At 68.3% G+C, this 21,445-nt stretch carries 20 protein-coding genes; 9 read left to right on the top strand and 11 right to left on the bottom strand.

All coding sequences use genetic code 11. The features are described from left to right. Positions 1–118 precede the first annotated feature (118 nt). Complete coding sequence (locus POL67_RS46580) at positions 119–997, top strand: LysM peptidoglycan-binding domain-containing protein (RefSeq protein WP_271928099.1); 879 nt, start codon at positions 119–121, stop codon at positions 995–997. A 57-nt stretch (positions 998–1,054) separates the two neighbouring features. Further along, positions 1,055–3,391 (top strand): DUF2169 family type VI secretion system accessory protein, encoded by a 2,337-nt coding sequence (locus POL67_RS46575; RefSeq protein ID WP_271928097.1) that lies wholly within the window; start codon positions 1,055–1,057, stop codon positions 3,389–3,391. A gap of 3 nt (positions 3,392–3,394) precedes the next feature. Here the strand turns inward: POL67_RS46575 and POL67_RS46570 are convergent, their stop codons facing one another. The 8 genes from POL67_RS46570 to POL67_RS46535 all read right to left on the bottom strand — a co-directional run bounded on the left by POL67_RS46570 (position 3,395) and on the right by POL67_RS46535 (position 10,754). Next, complete coding sequence (locus POL67_RS46570; protein WP_271928095.1) at positions 3,395–3,715, bottom strand: hypothetical protein; 321 nt, start codon at positions 3,713–3,715, stop codon at positions 3,395–3,397. A gap of 32 nt (positions 3,716–3,747) precedes the next feature. Beyond that, a complete protein-coding gene (locus POL67_RS46565) occupies positions 3,748–4,917 on the bottom strand; it encodes a PAAR domain-containing protein (protein WP_271928093.1) in 1,170 nt (389 codons plus the stop codon). 21 nt (positions 4,918–4,938) lie between these two features. Further along, positions 4,939–5,373: a DcrB-related protein gene (locus POL67_RS46560; protein ID WP_271928091.1), complete on the bottom strand. Its 435-nt coding sequence runs from the start codon at positions 5,371–5,373 to the stop codon at positions 4,939–4,941. Then, complete coding sequence (locus tag POL67_RS46555; RefSeq protein ID WP_271928090.1) at positions 5,370–5,792, bottom strand: DcrB-related protein; 423 nt, start codon at positions 5,790–5,792, stop codon at positions 5,370–5,372. The genes POL67_RS46560 and POL67_RS46555 overlap by 4 nt, the downstream gene beginning before the upstream one ends. An 8-nt stretch (positions 5,793–5,800) precedes the next feature. Next, positions 5,801–6,751, bottom strand: a complete 951-nt coding sequence (locus POL67_RS46550; RefSeq protein WP_271928087.1) for an AAA family ATPase — start codon at positions 6,749–6,751, stop codon at positions 5,801–5,803. Positions 6,752–6,765: 14 nt separating this feature from the next. After that, on the bottom strand, positions 6,766–8,643 hold the full coding sequence (locus tag POL67_RS46545; RefSeq protein WP_271928086.1) for a type VI secretion system Vgr family protein: 1,878 nt from the start codon (positions 8,641–8,643) through the stop codon (positions 6,766–6,768). 267 nt (positions 8,644–8,910) lie between these two features. After that, positions 8,911–9,882: an electron transfer flavoprotein subunit alpha/FixB family protein gene (locus POL67_RS46540; protein WP_271928084.1), complete on the bottom strand. Its 972-nt coding sequence runs from the start codon at positions 9,880–9,882 to the stop codon at positions 8,911–8,913. Between the two features lie 44 nt (positions 9,883–9,926). Then, positions 9,927–10,754, bottom strand: a complete 828-nt coding sequence (locus POL67_RS46535) for an electron transfer flavoprotein subunit beta/FixA family protein (RefSeq protein WP_271928082.1) — start codon at positions 10,752–10,754, stop codon at positions 9,927–9,929. Between the two features lie 121 nt (positions 10,755–10,875). On the opposite strand from POL67_RS46535, the gene nadB reads away from it, so the two are divergent. Genes nadB through POL67_RS46520 form a run of 3 tightly spaced genes read left to right on the top strand, consistent with a single transcriptional unit; the run spans position 10,876 to position 14,497 of the window. After that, positions 10,876–12,513, top strand: a complete 1,638-nt coding sequence (gene nadB, locus POL67_RS46530) for an L-aspartate oxidase (protein ID WP_271928080.1) — start codon at positions 10,876–10,878, stop codon at positions 12,511–12,513. Next, on the top strand, positions 12,513–13,388 hold the full coding sequence (locus POL67_RS46525; RefSeq protein WP_271928078.1) for a CPBP family intramembrane glutamic endopeptidase: 876 nt from the start codon (positions 12,513–12,515) through the stop codon (positions 13,386–13,388). The genes nadB and POL67_RS46525 overlap by 1 nt, the downstream gene beginning before the upstream one ends. Beyond that, positions 13,385–14,497 (top strand): patatin-like phospholipase family protein, encoded by a 1,113-nt coding sequence (locus POL67_RS46520; protein ID WP_271928076.1) that lies wholly within the window; start codon positions 13,385–13,387, stop codon positions 14,495–14,497. Before POL67_RS46525 ends, POL67_RS46520 begins: the two co-directional genes overlap by 4 nt. A gap of 8 nt (positions 14,498–14,505) precedes the next feature. Here the strand turns inward: POL67_RS46520 and POL67_RS46515 are convergent, their stop codons facing one another. Continuing rightward, positions 14,506–14,940, bottom strand: a complete 435-nt coding sequence (locus POL67_RS46515; protein ID WP_271928074.1) for a SpoIIAA family protein — start codon at positions 14,938–14,940, stop codon at positions 14,506–14,508. 212 nt (positions 14,941–15,152) lie between these two features. Between POL67_RS46515 and POL67_RS46510 the strand changes: the two genes are divergently transcribed. Next, positions 15,153–15,872, top strand: coding sequence for a DNA-directed RNA polymerase (locus tag POL67_RS46510; RefSeq protein WP_271928072.1), 720 nt, complete (start codon positions 15,153–15,155; stop codon positions 15,870–15,872). Position 15,873: 1 nt separating this feature from the next. Here the strand turns inward: POL67_RS46510 and POL67_RS46505 are convergent, their stop codons facing one another. Next, positions 15,874–17,340 carry a 5'-methylthioadenosine/S-adenosylhomocysteine nucleosidase family protein gene (locus POL67_RS46505; RefSeq protein WP_271928070.1) on the bottom strand — a complete coding sequence of 489 codons (1,467 nt, stop codon included), beginning with the start codon at positions 17,338–17,340 and terminating at the stop codon, positions 15,874–15,876. A gap of 83 nt (positions 17,341–17,423) precedes the next feature. Between POL67_RS46505 and POL67_RS46500 the strand changes: the two genes are divergently transcribed. Next, on the top strand, positions 17,424–18,818 hold the full coding sequence (locus POL67_RS46500; protein WP_271928068.1) for an SIR2 family protein: 1,395 nt from the start codon (positions 17,424–17,426) through the stop codon (positions 18,816–18,818). A gap of 47 nt (positions 18,819–18,865) precedes the next feature. Beyond that, positions 18,866–19,789, top strand: coding sequence for an adenylate/guanylate cyclase domain-containing protein (locus POL67_RS46495; RefSeq protein WP_271928067.1), 924 nt, complete (start codon positions 18,866–18,868; stop codon positions 19,787–19,789). A gap of 3 nt (positions 19,790–19,792) precedes the next feature. Here POL67_RS46495 and POL67_RS46490 read toward each other — a convergent pair whose 3' ends face one another. Continuing rightward, positions 19,793–20,311: a class I SAM-dependent methyltransferase gene (locus tag POL67_RS46490; RefSeq protein ID WP_271928064.1), complete on the bottom strand. Its 519-nt coding sequence runs from the start codon at positions 20,309–20,311 to the stop codon at positions 19,793–19,795. A 444-nt stretch (positions 20,312–20,755) separates the two neighbouring features. On the opposite strand from POL67_RS46490, the gene POL67_RS46485 reads away from it, so the two are divergent. Next, positions 20,756–21,361 (top strand): hypothetical protein, encoded by a 606-nt coding sequence (locus POL67_RS46485; protein WP_271928063.1) that lies wholly within the window; start codon positions 20,756–20,758, stop codon positions 21,359–21,361. The last annotated feature ends 84 nt before the right edge of the window (positions 21,362–21,445 follow it).

Below are 21,445 nucleotides of genomic sequence, written 5' to 3'. Positions count from 1 at the left end.
TTCGTCGATGCACGCGACGAGCGAAAGAGGCACGAGCGCGAAATGGGCTCCCTGCCAGCCCTTGGACCTCAAACTACCCCGTTGAGGACCGCGCGCCTTTCGCGGTACTCTCGGTCCGATGAACTACGTGGTCCGGGCAGGCGACACGCTGAGCAAGATCGCTTCGCGCAATGGTCTGAGTGTCCGCGAGATCGTCTCGGCCAACCCGCAGCTCACGAATCCGAACGTCCTGTCCGTCGGGCAGCGCCTCGTCCTGCCCACGGCAGCCGACGCCGGGAGCAGCGGCGGCGGCGGCGGCGGCGATGGCAGCGCGAACGCCGCGTCCGACACGCGCCCCACCACCACCGAGACGAGCGGCGCGAATCGTTCGAACACCCCGCTCACCTCGCCGAACAGCGATTGGATCCTCCCCGGCGAGGGCCTCGCGCTGAAGCTCGTCCCCACCGATTTCGCGAACGCCGCGCGGGAGCTCGGCTGCGAGACGGCGGCCGTGCGCGCGGTCGCCGAGGTCGAGTCCGGCGGGCGGAGCGGCTTCGACGCGCAGAAGCGACCCAAGATCCTCTTCGAGGTCCACAAGTTCCGCAAGCACACGGCCCGGCGCTACGACCAGAGCCACCCGCACCTCTCCGCCCCCTACGAGAGCGCGCGCCGCAGGGAGAGTTATCGCAAGGACCAGTGGCAGGTCCTCCGCGAGGCGTTCGCGCTCGACCCCGAGGCCGCGGTGAAGAGCTGCTCGTGGGGCATGTTCCAGGTCATGGGCGAGAACCACGCGATGTGCGGGTGGCGCAACGTCCGCACGTTCGTGGAGGATATGTTCGTTTCGGAGGCGCAACATATGCGCGCCTTCCTCGGGTTTTGCCGCGACAAGCGGCTCACCCGCCACCTCTTGACGAAGAACTGGGCCGCCTTCGCCCTCGGTTACAATGGCGAGGACTACGCCTCGAACCAGTACGATACCAAGATGGCCGAGGCATACCGTCGGTACAGCCGAAGCTGAGCCGACGGGCGCCGGACCCTCGTGCCCCGCGCCCGCGATCTGAAAGGTTCGACTGCAATGGACGTCGACTCAACTTGCCCGCTCCGCGTCGCCGCGCGGGTCTGGACCTCGGCGCACGGCGCCTCGCTGCTCACGATCGCGTGCAAAGCCACCTACGTCCTGCTCCCAGGGACGTCGCAGCTCGCCCCCGAGCAGGAAGCGCTGAACGAGGACGACAACTACTGGGACGACGATCCCGCGCGTAGCCTCTACGCGCCGAGCGAACTCGCTCCCTACAAACCCTGCGCGGACATCGTGCTCGTCGGCTACGCCTTCGCGCCCGGCCGTGTCCCCACGGCGTCCTTCCACGTGCGCATGATCGTGGGCGACGTCGACAAGTCGATCGAGGTCGCGAGTGATCGCGTGTGGGCGGCGGACGGGACGCTCCAGGACGGCAGCCGCGTGGTGCGCATGCCGCTCCGCTACGAGCGCGCGAGCGGCGGTCCAGGGACGTGGAACCCCGTCGGCGTGCGCTGCGCCGGTCCGCCCGACGCCTACGGAAGGCTGCCCCTGCCGAACCTCTTGCCGCCCGGAAAGACCCCGATGCGCCGCGGCGATTTCGTCGAGCCCATCGGCTTTGGTCCGATTGCGCCGACGTGGCCCTCGCGTATGGAGAAGCTCGGCCCTTATGCAGGCGTATGGGATTCTCGGCGCTGGCACGAGCGACCCTTGCCCGAGGGATTCGACGCGTCGTTCTTCAACGTGGCGCCGCGTGATCAGAACGTGAGCGAGCTGCGGGACAACGAGCGGATCGTGCTTGAAAACCTGCACCCCGAGCACGAGCGCCTCTCGACCAGCCTGCCGGGGCTCCGGCCCCGCGCCGTGGCGGAGCGCGCCCCCGGCCGGCGCGAGGAGATCGCTCTCACGGCCGATTCGATGTGGATCGACACCGGGCGTGGCCTCTGCACCTTGGTGTGGCGAGGCCGGCTGAACCTCGCGCACGCCCGCGAGCCCGGTCGGATCACGGTGAGCCTCGACGAGACGCGCAGCCCCGCGGTAAGCGCGTCCGTCCCGTCCGCCGCATCCGCGCCGCCCGTGAGCGAGAAGCCGAGGCGGGCCCTCACCATGACCATCGAAGCCACGGAGACGACGGTCGTTCGTCCCTTGGAGGCGTCGAGGCAGGTGATGCCGTTCATGATGCAGCAGCCGGTGGTCGAGGCCCCCCCGGCCGGCGCGCCTGTTCGTCCGGGCAGCGCCCTCGCGGGTCTGCCCTTCGCGTCCTTGTCGGCCGCGCCCCCGCCCGTCCAGGCGGCCCCGCCGATGCAGGCGCCTCCGCCGATGCAGGCGCCTCCGCCGAGCGCGCCTCCGTCCGTTCAAGCGCCTCCGCCCATGCAGGCGCCTCCGCCCGTCCAGGCGGCCCCGCCCATGCAGGCGCCTCCGCCCATGCAGGGCCCTCCGCCGAGCGCGCCCCCGGCGTTCTGGCCCGTGTCCCCGGCGGAGCAACCGGCCGCGAAGGTCTCGATCGGGCAGCGGGTCGTCGCCGAGAGCGTGCCGTCGTCGTCGCCGTCGTCCGAGGTCGCCCCCGAGCCGGCCGCGCCGCCCGCGTACCGCGCGCCGCGCGTCGCGCCGAACGACCCGTACATCGATCTGCTCTGGTTCGACAAAACCGCGCCGAAGCGGGTGCGCGCGCAGGCGAGCTTCGCGGAGGAGCTGCGCGACCCGAGCGAGAGCGGCGCGTGGCTCACGCTCGACGACACGCAGCAGCCGAAGCAGGAGATCAAGGATCGTCGCGACGTCGTGCGTGTCCTCCGGCGCGTCGCGCCGGTCGATGGGGACGGCGTCGGCCGCGCGATGGCGGAGGCGATCGACGACGAGGGCGCGCTCACGCCGCCACTCGTGGTGGTGTCGGGCGAGGTGCAGCTCTTCTTCAATGAGGTGCAGACGCTGAAGGCGACGATCGCGGTGACGTCGCCGCTCGCGGGCGCGGACAAACGGCTGCGCGAGACGCTCGACGCCGCGAACGAGCTCGTGCAATCGGACTGGAAGTGCACCGCGCTCGCGGCCGACGGCATGACGAGCCGGCTGCGCGAGGCGTTCGTGCAGGCCAATCGATCGTTGCCGAGCAACTTCCTCGACCAGAACATCGAGCGCGTGCTGCTCGAACAGCGCAGCTATCAAAAGCGCGTGATCCTGGGGGAGAAGCGGATCCGCGCGGCCCTCACGCCCGAGGGCTCGTCCACGCCGATTCCTTGTTATCTCTCGGAGGAGCTCGAAGCGAAGCTGCCGCTCTTTCAGCGCTTCCGCGCCGTGGTCATCGCCGAGGCGCGCGGGCAGCAGGACCAGTACGAGACGAGCCCGCTCGCGCTCGTGGCCCTGGCCCTGGGTCGTGTGCTCGGCATGCCGGGCCGGCGCTGAGGGTCAGGGCGGGTAGGGGATCGTCCGCCGCGCCGAGGTGCGCAGGTTGACGAGCGTGATCGTGTCGGCCTGGTCCCGGTAATAATGGTCGGTGAGCTCGCCGAGGACGACCTCGACGATGAGGCGGATGGACGCGTCGTCGTCGAGGTCGTTGACGAGGATTTCGTAGGAGCATTCGAGCACGCGATCACGTGGCTCGAGGACGGGGATCTTGATCACGTCGACGGGCAAGGGCTCGCCGCCCGCCTTTTCGAGGCGGGAGATCACGTGGTATCCGGGCGGCGGCACGTCGGCGTACGCGCCTTCGTAAATGGGTCGGGTCATCGTGGGGTTTTCGTGGGAGGGAGGCGCGCCGCTCAGGGGCGCCGTTTGTACCTGCCCGCGGCAGGGTCGTAAAAATAGTTGTCCGGGTTTTGCCGGGCGTACGGTGGTGGATTGCCTCCTTGTGCCATGCGCTCGCTGATCGACTGACCGCCCTGCGGGACGGCCCTCGGCGGCGTGGGCGGCACGTTGGGCGCGTCGACGCGCGGGGCGGTGGGCAGATCGGGCGTGCCAGCGCGCGGGGCGGTGGGTAGATCGGGCGTGCCAGCGCGCGGGGCGGTGGGTAGATCGGGCGTGCCTCCGCGCCCAGGCCGAGCGAGCCAGCCCGACCGGCCGAGCGTCCCGGTCTCGTAGATCGTGCGGACCCATGGATTCAGGCCGCCGTACGTCTCGGCCAGCCAGAGCCCCCCGTCACCCAGCGCCAAGCCGATGTCCCAGCGCTGGGAGCTCGACAGGGATCGAATCGCCGGGATGAACCCCTTGATGCCTTGCGTGAAGATCACCCGGATCGAGCCGAACCCGGAGAGGATGCCCAGCACGACGCCGACCCTGTCGACCAGGGTCATCCAGTCGCGGAACTCCTGGGAGATCTCGGGCCGCCAGCGCGACCTCGGAATGAGCTCGATCTTGGGGCCGCCGATCCGGACGGTCTTGCATCCCTGGACAATCTTGCCGCTGCAGTCGGTCTCGTCCGTTTCGCGCGCGGCGTTGAACCTCTCGATGTAGACGGTCTTGCTCCCCGTGGCGATCCGCGCGTCTCCGTGATCGGCGCGCGAGAAGCTGTAAATGCCGAGGCCGATCATCCCGAGGGGGCCGAGGAGCGCGGCGACGGCCACCTTGCCCGGCGTGACGGGAGGATCTCCGCACGCGAGCCTGTCGAAGGCCCTCGCGGCCGGGGGACAGCCCTGCCCGATGAAGACGGTCTTGGCGCCTTCCCGTATGACCCCGGATATCGATTTGGATTTCTGGCCTATCCATTCGCCGAAGGAGAAACCAGCAACGGCCCCCGTACACGCCATGGCCGCCGCCCCGATCACCGCGAACGCCACGGCGGCGAGTCCTCCGGTGGCGACGGTGAGGATCCCCGCGACGCCAATGGCCACGCCGATGGCCAGGCCCATCGCGATCCCCGTGATCGCGCCGAGCAAGGCGTTCGAGTGTTCGATCGCGTCTCCGACACGTGCAGCAGGCGGGGGACCGGACATGGGTATCTCCTCGTCTTGTCGTCAGCGCCCTTCGTCCAGAATGGGCCTCACCCTCACGGTCGCGAGCAATCGCGCGAGCTCCTTCGAACAAGCCTCCTCGACGCGCGCCAGGCTCGCGGCCGTGAAGGTGACGAATTTCCCCCGCACGACGAGCGTGACCTGCTGCTGGAACATCTCGGACTTCCCGTCGCGGAACGTCGAGCGAACCGAGAGCGCCCGCATGCCCGCGACCATGCACTCGTCCCGGCCCTTCTCCTCGAACCACGGCATGCGTTGCGAGAGGTCCTTGACCTGGCTGCTCACGAAATCGTCGAGCGCGCGCCCATTTTGATCCGCGCGGGAGACGAGCACCTTGAACTCGTCCACGCTCGGCTCGGGCCCGAGCACGTTCAAGGAGCGGTCGAACCACCCGCTCGGCAGCGAAAAGACCGCCTGGTCGATCGTGTACTCGCTCATTGTTTTCGGAACTTGATGCCGGAGAGCATCTGCTCGAGATAAGCGTCACACTGGGGCGCGAGCTTCACGAGGCTCGACGCGGTGAAGATCAGGACCTCGCCATAATAAGGCACGTAGACCTGGTGCTGGTACATCGTCCCGCCTTGCATGGGCCATTGCAGGCGGGCTTCGAGCCCCGAGAGAGGGCCCACCATGCGCTCCCGCTGGCCGAGGATGTTGAGCTTGGGCACGCTCTTGGAGATCTCCTTGAGCTTCCCGAGCACGAAGGGCCGGAGCTCCGCGTCCCCGAGCTGGTCCCGCGTGACCACGACGTTGAAGGGGACGCGGTCGCCGGGCGCGCTGACGAAGATGTTCACGGAGCGGTCGCTCCATTCGTCCGGCACGTCGAAGAGCAGCTCGTCCGTATGGTACGTGCGCACGCCTCACCTCACCGCATCGGAATGACGAGCGCTTCCGGGTTGCCCGCGACGAGCCCCGGCGATCCGGTCGCGACGACGAGCTGGTTGTCGAGCCCGATCCGCGCGAGCGCCGCGACGAACGCGCCGACCTCGGGCTCGGGGATGTGCAGCTCCGGCGTGTCGACGAGGACGAGCGAGCCCTCGATCCCGGAGCGCAGAAACGTCACCGCGAAGAGCAACGCCTGTCGCTCGCTGTCGGAGAGCTCCTCCGGGCCGACGACCCCGCCGCGCGCGTCGACGAAGCGCGGCACGAGCGCTCGTCCGGCCTGCTCGACCCCCGCGAGCGTCCGGGTCCGGCAGAGCTTCGCGAATGCCTCCGCGAGCCGCTCGGCGCCACGCTTGCTGCCCTGGTCGTGAAGGCCGAGGCTCGCCTCGGCGACGTACTGCGGGACGAGCGCGTACTTGGCGTCGTCCCGCGTGAGCCGCGCGAGCCGCTCGCCCTCGGGGATGCCGATCGTGGCCATGCTGGGCGCGCCCCCGCGCGGGATGCGGCGGCTCGCGTGGAAATACTCCACCTTGCTCACGCCGGGATCGACGTCGTATTCGCCGAGGAGCGCGACGAGCGAGGGATCGTGATCGATGGACGAGAAGAGGTTCGGCGCGAAGATCGACTCGCTGGACAGCTCGAGGCCCGTCGCGCCGACGCGCGCCCGCTCCTCCTGCGTGAGCACCCAGTCGACGCGTACCTTCGCCGCGGCCTCGCCAGGGCGGATGAAGGCGATCGGAGAGCGCTTGAGCCCGTAGGGCCCCACGTCCTCTTTGGCCGCCAGGATCGCCTCGAGCAGGCTTGTCTTGCCCGACCCCGAGGGCCCCGTCAGCACGACCATGTCGGCCGGCGCGCCGGTCCTCGGGGACGTGAAATCGAACGTGCGGTCCGGCAAGCCGCGGAAGCCGTTCGTGAGGAGTCGCTTGATCTTCATCGCGTGCTCCGCGCCTATTCGCCTTCGTTGGGATTGATGAACACCTTCGGCCCCTGGATCACGATGCCCTCGGGGGTGATGCGAATGAAGGAATTGTCCCCGACCTTGAGGATGATCTGCTCGTCGCTCTCGATGAACGTCGTCTGCTTCGATTTGTGGTAGGCGAAGCCCTCGACCGCGGTCTGGATGATGTTCTTCGAGACGGAGTGCGTCTGGCTCTGGAGCACGGCCACGGTCCGGTTCAGGCCCACGACCTGCGTCTGGAACGCGGTGACGACCTCGAGGTCGTTCGCGAGCACGAACGTCGAGCGGTTGCGACGCACCGTGGTGGTCTGGTCGTTCTTGACGAGCGTGTTCATGTCGCGCTCGGCCTGCATGCGCAGAAGCTCCTTGCCCGCCGAATCCTCGAACATGAGCTCGTTGTATCCGCCGGTGGCGGTGGTCGAATTGCTCTTCCAGCCGCTCTGCGTCTTGTTGTCCGGCAGCTTGTACGGGACCTTCTGGAGGTTCGTGTAGACGCGACCGATGATCACCGGGCGATCGGGATCTCCCCCGAGGAAATCGACGAGCACCTCCTGCCCGACGCGCGGGATGTTCATCCCGCCATACCCCGCGCCGCCCCAGGGGTGGCTCACGTGGATCCAGCAGGAGCTCTTGTCGTCCATCTGGCTCTCGCGGTCCCAGTGGAAATGGACCCGGACGCGACCGAACTCGTCGCAATGGATCTCCTCGCCGGGCGGGCCCACCACGGTGGCGCTCTCGACGCCGACCGCCTTGGGCTTCGACGTCGTCATGGGCGGCCGGTAGGGCGCTTCGGTGCGGCGCGCCTCGCACGCGTGGTGCCAGTCGCCATTGGGCGTGCCCGCGAGGAGGGATTCGACGAGCAGCAAGTTCTTCCCCACGGCGAGATCCCCGCGCGGATGATCCGCGAAGGTCACGACCACGCCAGGCGCGAGGTCATGGACGTTCGTCTCGAAGGAAATGACGTTGCCGCTGCTCCGCTTGGCGGCGAGGCGTTTTTCGGCGAGCCCGGTCGCCTCGGCCTCGTCCGTGCGCGTCTTGCCTCTGTCGTCCGCGTTCGGCGTGTCGTCGCCGCGGTCGACGCCGAACAGGAATGCGCCCGGCGTGTAGTGGAATCGCTCGAGCCGCTCCTCGATGCTCACCTTCGGCGCAGCGGCGCTCGCCGCGAGCTTGTACGAGGGCGGGCGGCGATAGTCGTGGTCCCGCATCGTGTACTTGCCGGGGCGCACCCGCTGCCCGACGCGGACGTTCGTCACGTGCTCGCGGTCGGCCACGGTGGGGTTGTCCCGGAACGAGATCGTCGGGCGGGGCGCGTTCGTGTGGGGCGCGTCGGAGAGCACGAGCTTGGTCTCGTCGCCGATCTGCGCGAAGTAGAAAGAGATGCCCGCGTCCTCGAGCATGCGGCTGATGAACGCGTAATCCGACTCGGCGTACTGGACGCGGTACTTGCGTTTCTTGTACGCCCCCTTGTCGATCTTGAGCTCGGGCTCGATGCCCCACTCGGAGAGGACCTTGAGCACGATGTCCGGCTCCGAGACCTGCTGGAACATGCGGTGATTGCGCCGCTGCGTCAGGAGCCACAACGTGGGCACGATGTTCAGCCGGTAGGTCGAGAGCCCCCGCTCCTCGACGCGGACCTGCGAGAGATCGTTGCAGATGCCCGACCAGAAGCGGACCTGGGTGCCTCCGACGCCGCTGTAGAGGAGGAAGCGCGCCGGCTGCCCCACGACAGCGTCGAAATCGACGTCCGGGTTTTCACACACGGCGTGCAGCGTGACGTCGAAAATCGAGGACATCCGCTGGTGAATGGTGAACTCCCGGACGTCGAATACATCGCCCGAGCTGACCGTGACCTCGAGGTTGCCGCCCATGGTGTCGACTCCGTGGCGCGAGAGATGCAGGTGGAGGCGCGACGTGCCCCACGCGTCAATCTATTCCAATTCGGAGCACGCAGATAGTCTTCTCTGCACGAGTTCGTAGGTGCACAAACGAAAGAAAGCCCCGAGGGTGCCATCGGTTCGTAGGTGCACAAACGAAAGAAGCCCGGAGGGCGCCCACAGGTTCTTAGGTACACAAATGAAAAAAGCCCCCTCTCCGCGGGGAGAGGGGGCTTTCATTCGCCCGGGAGCTGTTTGCGGTCAGCCCTTCGCGGCCTGGATGCCCTTCACGAGCTCCGGCACCGTCGCGAACAGGTCCGCGACGAGGCCGTAATCCGCGACCTGGAAGATCGGCGCGTCGGCGTCCTTGTTGATCGCCACGATCACCTTCGAGCCCTTCATGCCCGCGAGGTGCTGGATCGCGCCCGAGATGCCGATCGCGAAGTAGAGCTGCGGCGCCACGATCTTGCCCGTCTGGCCGACCTGGAGATCGCTCGGCGCATAACCCGCGTCGCAGGCCGCGCGGCTCGCGCCCACGGCCGCGCCGAGCACATCGGCGAGCGGGTCGAGCACCTGGTTGAACTTCTCCTTCAGCGCGCGGCCGCCCGACACCACGACACGCGCCTCCGTCAGCTCCGGACGCGCGCTCTTCACCTGGTCGAACGAGACGAACTCCACGCGCTCGGCCGCCTTGCTCGGGCCCGCGTACGCGACCGTCTCCACTGCTGACTGGCCGCCCGTGGGCTCCGCCGCGGCGAACGCGCTCTGGCGCACGCTCACCACCTGGATCGGCGTCGAGATCGAGCTGATCCCGAACGCGTTGCCCGCGAACATCGGCCGCTTGTACTTGAGCTTGCCGCCGTCCGCGATGACCTCCGTGATGTCGCTCGCGTAGCCCGCGCCGAGGCGCGCCGCGACGCGCGGGAGCAGGTCCTTGCCGTAGGCGCTCGCCGTGCCCACGACGACGGCGTAGCCCTTGCCGATCGCCGCCACCGTCGGCGCGTAGCGCTCGGCGAGGTAGTTCTTCAGCGACGCGTCCTCGACCACGAGGATCTTCGCCGCGCCAAAGCCCTGCGCCTCGGCCGCCGCCTTCCCGGCGCCGTCACCGATCACCAGGATCGAGAACGCTCCGCCGATCGTCGCCGCCGCCTTCTGCGCGAACGTGATCGCCGAGTGCGTGGTCTTCTTGAGCTTGCCCTCGGCAACCTCCGCCACAACGAGAACGTCAGCCATTCTGATTCCTCTTCTCCGAAATGGGGGTTTGTCCTAGAGGGTCCTCAGAGGACCTTCGCTTCGTTCTTCAGCTTCGAGACGAGCTCGCCCACGTCCTTGACCTTGATGCCGGCCTTGCGCGCCGGGGGCGCCGCGAAGCCGTGGTACTGCACCTTCAACGTCTGATCCGACGCGAGGTCCGCGAGCTTCACCTCGACGAGCGGCTTCTTCTTCGCCGCCATGATCGCCGGCAGCGCCGCGAAGCGCACGCCGTCGTTGTACTTGTGGGTCGCCGGCGTCTTCAGCGAGTACACGCTCATCGGCGCCACGATGCGCAGATCGACCGTCACCACGGCCGGCAGCTTCACGCGCAGCGTCGACACGCCGCCGTCGACCTCGCGACCGACGAGCAGCGCGCCCGCCTCCTCGCGGATCGTCGCGGCGAACGTCGCCATCGGCCAGTCGAGCAGCTCCGCGAGGATCTGCCCCACCTGGTTCGAGTCGCCGTCGACCGCCTGCTTGCCCATCAGCACGACGTCCGGCTTCTCCTTCTCGACGAGCGCCTTCAGCGCACGCGCGACGAGATCACCGTCGAGTTTGTCGTCGGCCGCGTCCACGCGGATCGCCTTGTCGGCGCCCGTCGCCAGCGCGGCGCGCAGCGTCGTCTCCGTCTCCTTCGGGCCGAACGTCACCACGACGACCTCGCCGGCACGAACCTTCGGCTGCGTACCGTTTTCCGTGAGCCGCAGCGCGGCCTCGAGGGCGTACTCGTCGAACGGGTTCGGCTTCCACTCGAGCCCGGTGGTGTCGATCTTCTCTCCCGAGGCAGGGATCTTCACCTTGTTGGCGTTGTCCGGGTCGGCGACGCGCTTGAGAGCAACGAGGATCTTCACGGTTCGGGAGGCTCCTTTCGGCGGCCAAGGGTCGGGCCCAACAGGACGCGCGCGCCCGTCAGGCGCGTGCCTCATGACAGCGTTGTCGTTGTGCGTCAAGGAGCCTGCTACCCTGCTGCCCGTGGCCGTCACGACCGATTTTCTCGTCATCGGCAGCGGGATCGCTGGCCTGACCTTCGCCCTCGACATCGCCGACCACGGCGAGGTCGTGGTCGTCACCAAACGCAGCAGCGAGGAGTCGAACACCCGCTGGGCGCAGGGCGGCATCGCCGCCGTCATCTCGCCCGAAGACACCTTCGACGCGCACATCAAGGACACGCTCGTCGCCGGCGCTGGCCTCTGCCATGAGGTCGTCGTCGACATCTGCGTCCGCGAAGGGCCCGATCGGATCCGCGAGCTCATGGACCGCGGCGCGCGCTTCGACCGCGAAAAAGACGGCTCGATCGCCCTCGCCCGCGAGGGCGGGCACAGCGCGCGCCGTGTCCTCCACGTCGCGGACGCGACTGGCTTCGAGGTCGAGCGCGCGCTGCTCGAACGCTGCCGCGCGCACCCGAACATCCGCATCCTCGAGCATCACATGGCGATCGACCTCATCGTCATGTCGCGCTTCGGTGGCCCTGACGTCTGCGTCGGCGCGTACGTGCTCAACATGGCCACGCGCTCGGACGGCGAGGACGACGCGAAGAGCCACCTCGTCGAGACGTACCTCGCGCGCGCCACGATCCTCGCCTCGGGCGGAGCGGGCAAGGTCTACCTCTACACCTCGAACCCCGACGTCGCGACGGGCGACGGCATCGCGATGGCGTACCGAGCAGGCGCCGAGATCGCGAACATGGAGTTCTATCAGTTCCACCCGACCTGCCTCTATCACCCGCAGGCGAAGAGCTTCCTCATCACGGAGGCGCTGCGCGGCGAGGGCGCGATCCTCCGCTTGCCCGACGGCACGCCGTTCATGGCGAACCACGACCCGCGCAAGGAGCTCGCGCCGCGCGACATCGTCGCCCGCGCCATCGACTTCGAGATGAAGCGCACGGGCAGCGAGTTCGTCCTGCTCGACATCACGCACAGGCCCGCGAGCTTCGTCTGCGATCACTTCCCCACGATCTACGCCGAGTGCCTGCGCTTCGGGATCGACATCACCTCGCAGCCGATTCCTGTCGTCCCCGCGGCGCACTACCTCTGCGGCGGCATCAGCACCGACCTGCACGGCCGCTCCACGATCCCCGGCCTCTGGGCCGTCGGCGAGTGCGCGTGCACGGGCCTGCACGGCGCGAACCGCCTCGCCTCGAACTCGCTCCTCGAAGGCCTCGTCTTCGGCCACCGCGCCGCCGTGCGCCTCGCGAGCACGATGGGCGAGCTCTGCAAGAGCCCGTTCCCCGAGGTCCCCGAGTGGCAGATCGGCGACGCCGTCCCGAGCGACGAGGAGGTCGTGGTCACGCACAACTGGGACGAGCTCCGCCGCACCATGTGGAACTACGTCGGCATCGTCCGCTCGAACGCGCGCCTGCGCCGCGCCGCCCGCCGCATCGCCCTCTTGCAGGACGAGATCCGCGAGTATTACTGGCGCCACCTCGTGACGCGCGACCTCCTCGAGCTGCGCAACATCGCCACCGTCGCCGAGCTCATCGTCGGCTGCGCGGCCGCGCGACACGAGAGCCGCGGCTTGCACGCGACGATCGATTATCCGCAGACGAACGACCGGTTCGCCGCGGACATCGTGGTCAAACGGGGCGTCGTGCCCCATCTTCGAGGTCGTTGATGGATCCTGACGACGACGACCGCCCGAGCAGCCCGCTCGTTCCGCCCGCCGAGCGGAGCGAACGCTCGATGAGTTACCTCGCCGCCGCGGGGTTCGCGGTCGGCACGACGTTCCTCTACATCTTCTTGCTCTCGCTCAGCAGCTCGATCCGCGGCGGGGATGGCCGCCTGGACCTCGTCACGAGCTTCGGCTGCCAGCTCGTCTCCACGTTGATCGCGCTCTTCTTGATCCTGCAGCTCCACGCGCCGGACAAATCGATCCGCGACTACCTCGGCGTGCGCGCGACGCACCGCGGCTTCTTCCCGCTCGCGGCGATGCTCGGCATGGCCGTGCAGATCCCGGCGAACGCGCTCTACGACCTCATCGTCAAGCGCTGGCCCACGGGACAGCCGCGCGAGGAGATGCTCCAGGAGGAGCTCGCGGGCGGCGTGCCGAAGCGCATCCTCTTCTTCGTCATCCTCGTGCTCGCCGGCCCGCTCATCGAAGAGGTCTTCTTTCGCGGCGCGCTCTTCCGCCCGCTCCGTCGCCGCTACGACGCGCTCGGCACGCTCCTCGCGACGAGCACGTTCTTCGCGTTCGCGCACCTCGAGTGGCAGCTCGTCTTGCCCATCGGCATCGTCGGCCTCTCGCTCGGCTTGCTCCGCAGCGCGAGCGGCTCGCTCCTGCCGAGCTTCGTCATGCACGGACTCTTCAACGGCATCACCCTCGGATCCGTCTACTCGCGCTCCCCCACGGAAATCGCGGACTCCGCGCCGATCCCGCTCGTCGTGACGATCGGCGGATCCGCCGTCACCATCGTCTTGATGGGCCTCGTCTACCTCCTCGGCAAGAAGTCCGAGGTGGCGCGCGAGGCCCGAGAAAAGGACGTAGCGTGAGCGACGCGTCGAGTTCTTCCCACGAACCTCCGAAGACCGCCCTCTGCTTGCCCGGCGGAGGCCTGACCGGCGCGCTCTACCAGATCGGCGCGCTCGCTGCGCTCGCCGACGGCGTGCGCGGCGTCGACGGCCAGAGTTTTTCCCTCTACCTCGGACAATCGAGCGGCGCGAGCGTCGCGGCTGCGCTCGCCGGCGGCATCCCCGTCGATCGCCTCTACCGCGCGCTGCTCGATCCGGTCGACAACTTCTTCCCGCTCGAACGGGGCCACGTCTTCCGCATGGACATCGACGAGTGGCGCCGCGCGCTCTCGACCTCCTGGGTCGCGATTCGCCACGCCGTCGCACGCCTCTCGTCGCGCCGCGACACCGTCTCGCCCACCGCGCCGGGCCACCTCTACCTGTGGGAGCAGATCGACCGCCTCGCCGACTCCCTCCCCGCCGGCTTCTTCACGCTCGACCGGTACGAGCGTTTCCTCGCCGAGTTTTTCCTCCGCCGCGGCATCCCCAACGCCTTCCGCGCCATGCCGCGCCCCTTGCGCATCCCCACGTACGACGTTGACTGCGGCGATCGCATCCTCTTCGGCGCCGAGGGGCACGAGGACATCCCGGTCTCGCTCGCGTGCGCGGCGTCGCTCGCGCTCCCGCCCTTCTTTTCGCCGATCCGCATCGGGGATCGGCACTACATCGACGGCGGCCTCGGCGACGTCGCGCACCTCGACGTCGCGGCCGAGGCGGGCGTCGAGTTCGCGGTCGTCGTGAACCCCATGGTGCCCGTCTCCGTCGCGCACCGCGCCGTCCCCACGGGGCATGGCGTGCGGCAGAGCGTGCGCGACAAGGGCTTGTTCTGGGTGATGAGCCAGGCCATGCGGATCGGCACGCACGCGCGGCTCGCGCAGAACGTCGAGCAGATCCAGCAGAAGACCGGCATGCACGTCCTCGTGCTCGAACCCGAGCCGACGGACGTCCTGCTCTTCCTGCACAACCCTTCGAACCTCGCCGCGCGCCGCGCCATCCTCGAATACGCGTACCGCACGACGCGCGAGCGCATCGTCGAGTGGATGGAGAAGCGCCGCGGCGTCGTCGCGCGCCTCGGCTGGAAAGCGGCTTAGGACGCCGACTAGTACGCCGACGCGAGATCGATCGGCGCGAGGTGCGGGCGCTGCGTGGCGAGCCAAGCCCGCGCTTCCAGCTCGTCCTCGAAGCAGGCCGTCCGCCGGGTTTGCCCCTGGAAGACGCGCACCGCCTTATCCATCATCGCCACGATCACGCGGAGCCGGAAGTTCGCGCCGAGCAGCGCGAGCGCGCCCACGAGCCGCGAACGTGGATCCATCGTCGCCACCTTGCGTGTCCGCGCCCCGGGATCGTTCGAGTGCGTCAGGTCGTTCATGACCAGCACCTGCCGCCCCTGCGCCATCTCTTCGAGCATGTCGTAAAACGTGAGCATGTGCTCCGGCTCCACGTCGCCGTTCCAGGCCAGCACCACGACATCGGGCGGCTCGAAGCTCACGCGATGGGCCTGGCCAATGGAGAAGATGCGCGCGTCGTGTTGCAAGGCTGCTCCTCGTTGAACCTCAAAGTTTCGCCCAGGACACCGTGCAATACGCGGGGGTGTCCAGTCCGTCAACCCGACCCTCCACGTCCGTCCACGCGCCTTCCGCCTCGCCTCGAGAGGTCGCCCTGTAAGCCTTGCCGGGCTGCGTACGTTCTCGAGGCATGCCGGCTCTTGAAAGCCGCCCCTCGCTGCGCTCTCCTCGGAGGATCCTGATGCTCGCCCGCCCTGCTCTCCTCGCGTCCCTCGCCCTCGTCGCACTCTCGGGTCTCACGGGTTGCGCGAGCCTCGTTCCTTTCACCCACGAGATCCGCACCGAGCACGGCCTCACCGACGACGAGGTCAAGAACCTCCAGTTCTACTCCTCCCACGGCATCACCCTCCGCCGCGAAGTCGAGTCGGGCGGCCGCAAGATCACGCCGGGCCACAAGCTGCTGCTCATCTCGGGCAAGCAGATCGAGGAGGTCGTGATTCCGGCGAAGACCCCGGGCGTCGCCGTGAAGGTCGGCCCGCGCGCGCTCGCCGTCAGCTTCGAGCCGGGCACCTCGCTCGTGTTCACGGTGAAGGGCTCGCGCCTCGCCATGGATGAACGTGGGTTTTTGCGCCCCCTCGCGCTCGATCCTTCACCCGCGTCGCCCTTCGAGCGGCGCGTGACGAACCTGCTCGGCCAGCAGTTCGCGCAGCCTCCGAACCCGTTCCCCGGCAACGACAGCGGCAATGAGCCGCTCCCGGGCTCCTCCACCGTGGCCGGCGACGACGCGAGCGGCAATTACTGGCTCGACACGGACAGCGCGGGCCGCATCTCGTTTGCGGGCAAGCTCTGGAACAGCGAAGAAGACAGCATGCAGGCGCACCTGCTCATCGATTCCGATCTCCTGGAAGAGGTCGACAAGAAGCGCAACGTCCTGCATGGCGTGAAGCTCGAACCGAAATGAGCTAACGGCTCTTCAAGAACGGGATCGGGTGGCTCCGCAGGAGCTCCACCGTGTACCCCGCGGCCACGTCGCAGGCATACGATCGATATCCATCCACGCGCGGCGTGTTCTTGTTCTCGTCGGCGAGGTCCGACACGCCGCGCACCATGAAAAACTCGGGCTGCCGCGCGGCCGCGAAACAAGCGCTCGCCACGCCCGCGGCCTCCATCTCCACGCCGATCAGCGTCGGCCACACATTTCGATATTCCGTGAGCACCCGCTCGACCGCGACCACCTTGTCGCCCGACGCGATGGGCCCGAGGTGGATCCGCGGCGCGCCCTCGCCCGGACGCGGCACCGAGAGGCTCTTCGTCCACGCGTCGCCGAGCACGTTCAGCGCCGCCGCGTAGAGCCTCCGTGATGCTTTGTGCACCGACCAGCGCACCTCGATCCCCTGCTCCGTGAGCTTTTGCAGCTCGTAATCGACGACCTGCTCCGAGATCAAAAGATCCCCGAGCGAGACGCTGCGCGCCGCGACGCCCCCCGCGATCCCCACGAGCACCACGTGCCGGGGCCGCCAGCGCTTGATCGCCTCGCTCGTCGCCGTCGCCGCATTCACGCGGCCCATTCCGAGCAGCGGCAGGACCACGATTCGATAGCTGCCCGAGCCGTCCGTCACGGGCAAGGTCGCCCGGAAATAGACGTGCACGTCTTCCTTGCGCGGCACGACCCGCTCGAAGCCGGGCAGCCGCCGCAAAAGCGCGTCGCGCTCCTCGGGCAGCGCCGTCACCAACAAGAAATCGACCCGCTCGGGCTTCGTCTTCGTCGTGCTCTTGGGCTCCCGCGGCCCCTTCGGGCGATCCGTGGCGGTGACGGGCCGGCGGCCCGAGAGCTCCTCCGTGATGAGATCCAGCAGCCGCTCGGCGACGTCGTCGGCCGCCTCGCGCGTCGTGATCGGCGTATCGAGCGCGGCGAGCTGCGCCCGCGTCACGCGCCGGTGGAGCCCGAGGCCCTGAAAATCGGCCATGATCTCGTCGAATGCCTTCTTCGCGTCGCCACCCGTGGACGGCAGCGGAAACACGGGCACCTGCTCATTGCGCGCGGTTTGGTATGTCTTGTACGTGCCGCCGAGACCCCCGATGAGGACCACGGCTTGCGCGCGCCGCACGCTCTCGACCCATTCGGGGACCCCTTTCTCCACGTACACCACGTCCCCGCCGAAAAAGGAGGGCTCGTCGGGGCGCGGCACGATTTGCTTGAGCCGCGTGGAGAGCGGCATCCCGAGGGCCTGGAGCTCGCCGGCGAAGGCCATCGTCGCGGCCTTGTCCACGCCATCCCAGCCGCACGTCACGAGCCCCGCGCCGCTCTGCGCCAGCGCCCGCCCGATCGCTTGCGCCGTGAGCTCCTCCGTCCTGGGCAACGGCGCTTTGCGCGAACCCGTGCCCGCGACCTGCACCCACATCTCCTGCCCTTGCGCGGCGTCACTCATGGATGCGGAGTCTACCAGGCGCGGCGCCTCGGGTGTACGCTGAGCAAACGCGCGGCGCGTGCTGGGCGCGGAGGAGCCGGAGCATGGATCAGGGCCTCACCGATTTCCTGCGAGATTACGTCGACGCCCTCGAACGCGGGAGCGCGGCCCTCTTCGTCGGCGCGGGATTGTCGATGGCGACCGGCCTGCCCGGCTGGGGCAAGCTGCTCGAAGGCATGGCACGCGAGATCGGGCTCGACGTCGGCAAAGAGCACGACCTCGTCTCGCTCAGCCAATTCTACGTCAATCGGTACGCCGGCAGCCGCACGCAGCTCGAATCTCTCGTCCGGCGTACGTTTGATCGCGACGTGGGCATCCCGGACAACCACCGGATCCTGGCGCGTCTGCCGATCGGCCACGTCTGGACCACGAACTACGACGAGATCCTCGAAGGCGCGTGGCGGCAGGCGGGCAAGGTCTTCGACGTGAAAGCACGCAGCCGCGACCTCACGACCTCGGACCCCGAGGCCGACGCGCTGCTCTTCAAGATGCACGGCACGGCCTCGCAGCCGGACGAGATCATCCTGACGAAAGACGATTACGAGCGGTATGCGCGCTTGCGGCCCGGCTTTTTGCAGATCCTCGAGAGCGACCTCACGACACGCACGTTCCTGTTCCTCGGGTTGAGCTTCACGGATCCGAACCTCGGGCACGTCCTCTCCGCGCTGCGCCGATCCTTCGAAGACGGCCCGCGCCAGCATTACACGATTCTCAAGCGCCCCTCGGACCCGTACGACGCGCAGCGGTTCGCGCACCTCGTCACGGACCTGCACCGGTATGGCATTCGCACGCTCGTGGTCGACGATTTTGCTGGAATCACGGAGATCCTGCGCAAGCTGGAGCGACGCCGGGCGCAGCGCAGCGTGTTCGTGTCGGGCAGTTTTCCCGAGGACGGGGACGAAAAGGAGCGCGCGTTCCTCACGACGATCGCGCGCGGCGTGGGGCGCATCGTGGGCTCGAAGAACATGCGGCTCGTGACGGGGCTCGGGCGTGTCGTGGGCAGCGCCGCGGTCACGGGGCTCGTCGAGGCGCTCGACGGACGAACGGCCGCGGCCATTTCGAGGCGGCTCGTCGTACGCCCGGTCCGCGAGGTCGTCCCGCCCGGCGCGTCTCTGGAGGCGTGGAAGCGAAAATCACGCGAGGACCTGATCGTGCAATCGGGCGTGATGATCGTGATCGGAGGATTGCGGCGCGGCGCGCCGGCGCCCGGCGTGCTCGAGGAGTTCGAGATCGCGAAGGCGCAAGGCCTCGTCGTTCTGCCGATCGCGGCCACCGGGTACGCGGCGCAGGCGATTCACGAGGCCATGCGCGCAAACCCCGGGACGCATCTCCCCGCGGAAATCGACGCGGCCTCGTTCGAGGCGCTCGGCCCGGAGACGAAGGACGAGGGCGCGATCCTCGCGGCGATCGAGCGTTGCCTCGGCCGGCTCGCGACGTAAAGCTTCGGGGTGGATTTCGAGGGCGCTCGCGCCCTACGATGCCCGGCGTGCCGAGCATCTTCTACGCGCCCGACCAGATCCGCATCGACGTCGAGGAGAGGCAAACCCTCTTGAATGCCGCGCTCTCCGCGGGCATTCCGCACACCCACGTCTGCGGCGGCCACGCGCGTTGCTCGACGTGCCGGGTGATCGTGGTCGAGGGCCTCGACAACGTCGAGCCGCCGAACGAAGTCGAGCGTGCGCTCGCCGAGCGCCTCGGCCTGCCGCGCGAGGTCCGCATCGCCTGCCAGACCACGGTGCGCGGGCCGGTGCGCGTGCGCAGGCTCGTGCTCGACGACGACGACGTCGCCCTCGTCGGCCGCATGCGCACGTCGAAGGTCGACCTCACCCCGGTCGGCGAGGAGATCCGCGTCGCCATCCTGTTCTCCGACATCCGCGGCTTCACCCCGTTCACCGAGGCGCTCCTGCCCTACGACGTGATCCACGTCCTGAACCGCCATTTCGAGGCGATGGGCAGCGCCGTCGCGACCGCGGGCGGCTTCATCAACAATTACATGGGCGACGGCTTCATGGCCCTCTTCGGGGTCGACGGAAAACCCGACGCCCCGATGCGCGCGGTGCGCGCCGCGCTCGGCATGCTTTCGGCGATGCAGTCGAAAATGACGCCGTACCTCCTCGCGACGTACGGGCGCGTCTTCGACATCGGGATCGGGATCCATTACGGCGAAGCCGTCGTCGGCCCGATCGGCTCGTTCGAGAGGAAGGCGATCACCGCGATCGGCGACGCCGTCAATTTCGCGAGCCGCATCGAGTCCGCGACGAAGGACGTCGGCGCCCGCCTGCTCGTCTCGGAGGCCGTCCACCGCGAGGTCGCCGGGCGCGTGACGATCGGAAAAACCGCGCGTGTCTCCGTCAAAGGAAAGACCGGCGAGCACCAGCTCTTCGAAGTGACCGCCGCTTCCGAGGCGTGACGTTCAGTTTTTCCGGTACACGAGCAGCTCGTTCCCGTATTCGAGCCGCCGCATGCGCCGGAGCCCGTGTGGCTCCATCACGCGGTCGAGCGTCCGGGGATCGAGGTATTCGACGCCGATCCACGTGAACGCCGGATTCGGATTGACGACCACCACATGCCCGCCCGCCGTCAGGCGCTCGGCCATCTTCGCTGCGGCCCGATCCAGGTGCGGCACGTGGTTCAGCGCGTGGACCGCCGTCATCACGTCGTACCGCCGCCGCAAGCGCCGCGCGGCCGCGCCTGCGCCGAAATCGGAGCGCTCGACCCCGTCGATGCGCCGCCCCGGATGGCGCCCCCGCGCTTCGCGCACCACGAGCCCGGCCCCGCTCCCGATATCGAGCATCGAGCGGAACGGCAGCTCGTCGAGCATCGTGAACAGCGCGACGAGGTCCATCCGGTAGCTCGGCGATCGATGAAACGCTTCGAGCTCCCATCGGGGCCCCTCGGAGACGTGGATCGTTTGCAGGGCGGGGTGGTTCATGGCGCAGCCAGAGCGGGAAATCGTTCCGTGAACGTACGAATCCCTTGCACCCCACGTGCCATGGCGTGGACGTGACGTTTTCCGGGTCGCGTTCCGCTGTGGCTGCGCATGTTGAGCAGGAACGGCGCGACCTGCGCGGCGCGTGTTCCTGCGCTGTCAGGGTCGAGGTGCGCGGGCCGAGATCCGGGACGAGGGCGCGATCCTCGCCGTGATCGAGCGTTGCCTCGGCTGATTCGCGGGCGGACCCTTCGGAGGGGACGAATCGTGGGGGCGTGCACACGTGTGTTGACGGATCCGGCGTCTCCTGGTCGCATTCTTGGAATGCGTTTTCCGTGTGTACGGACCCTCCTGTCCCTCGGGCTCCTCGGTTGCGCGACGACCGTGCTCATACCGCTCGGCTGCGGGAGCAGAATCGTATACCCGGCGATGAGCGAGGGCCCGCGCGTGCCGGACGCCACCGCGGAGCGGCTGCGGGAGTGCGTCGATGAGCTCGGCGGCGAGCTCAGGGGCGGAACCTACACGTTCGACGTCGCGGTGAAGGTCGACGAAGACGGCCGCGTCGTGAATGTGGAGTCGAAGGGCGCGCCCCATACGGAGCTCGCGGTATGCATGCGAATCGCGCTGCGAGGCATGACCGTCCCGGAGGAGCTCCTCAGGCTGCGCATGCTGCGCCTGTCCGAGTCGCCTGCTCCTGCGAACGGGCAGACGGCGGCCGAGCGTGCACTCGTAGGGAACCCCGGGGTGCTCGTGGTCGCGGCGATCAGCCTCGCCGACCTCATCATCGAAGCGGGCGGGGTGACGATCGTGATCGCCGCTTCGCTGGAGCTCAGTAAGGATATTGCGGAGACAGTCAAGGGGAAGTGGTCATGCACCGCATCCTGCAACGTGCAGCAGATCAACCCGAGTGTCTCTTGTCCTGACCGAGCGACAGGAACTGCAGGCGGACCTAATGAGCCCGCCGCCTGTGTTGAAGCAAAGCGCAGTGCTACGCAGTCGACCCCAGCCGGCTGTTACCCGCGGCACTGTCAGTGCCGTTGTTCCAAAAGATGACGGAGCACGTGATGCAATCCTCAAAGGTCGTTGAAGCTCTTGATTTGGCGGTGCCTGCTGCCGACGGGGAAGAGTTGCTGTTCA

The organism is Polyangium mundeleinium (assembly GCF_028369105.1).
Classification (GTDB): domain Bacteria; phylum Myxococcota_A; class Polyangia; order Polyangiales; family Polyangiaceae; genus Polyangium; species Polyangium mundeleinium.
Note: the sequence above shows the minus strand (reverse complement) of the source record. Positions and strands in the feature narration are given on the sequence as shown.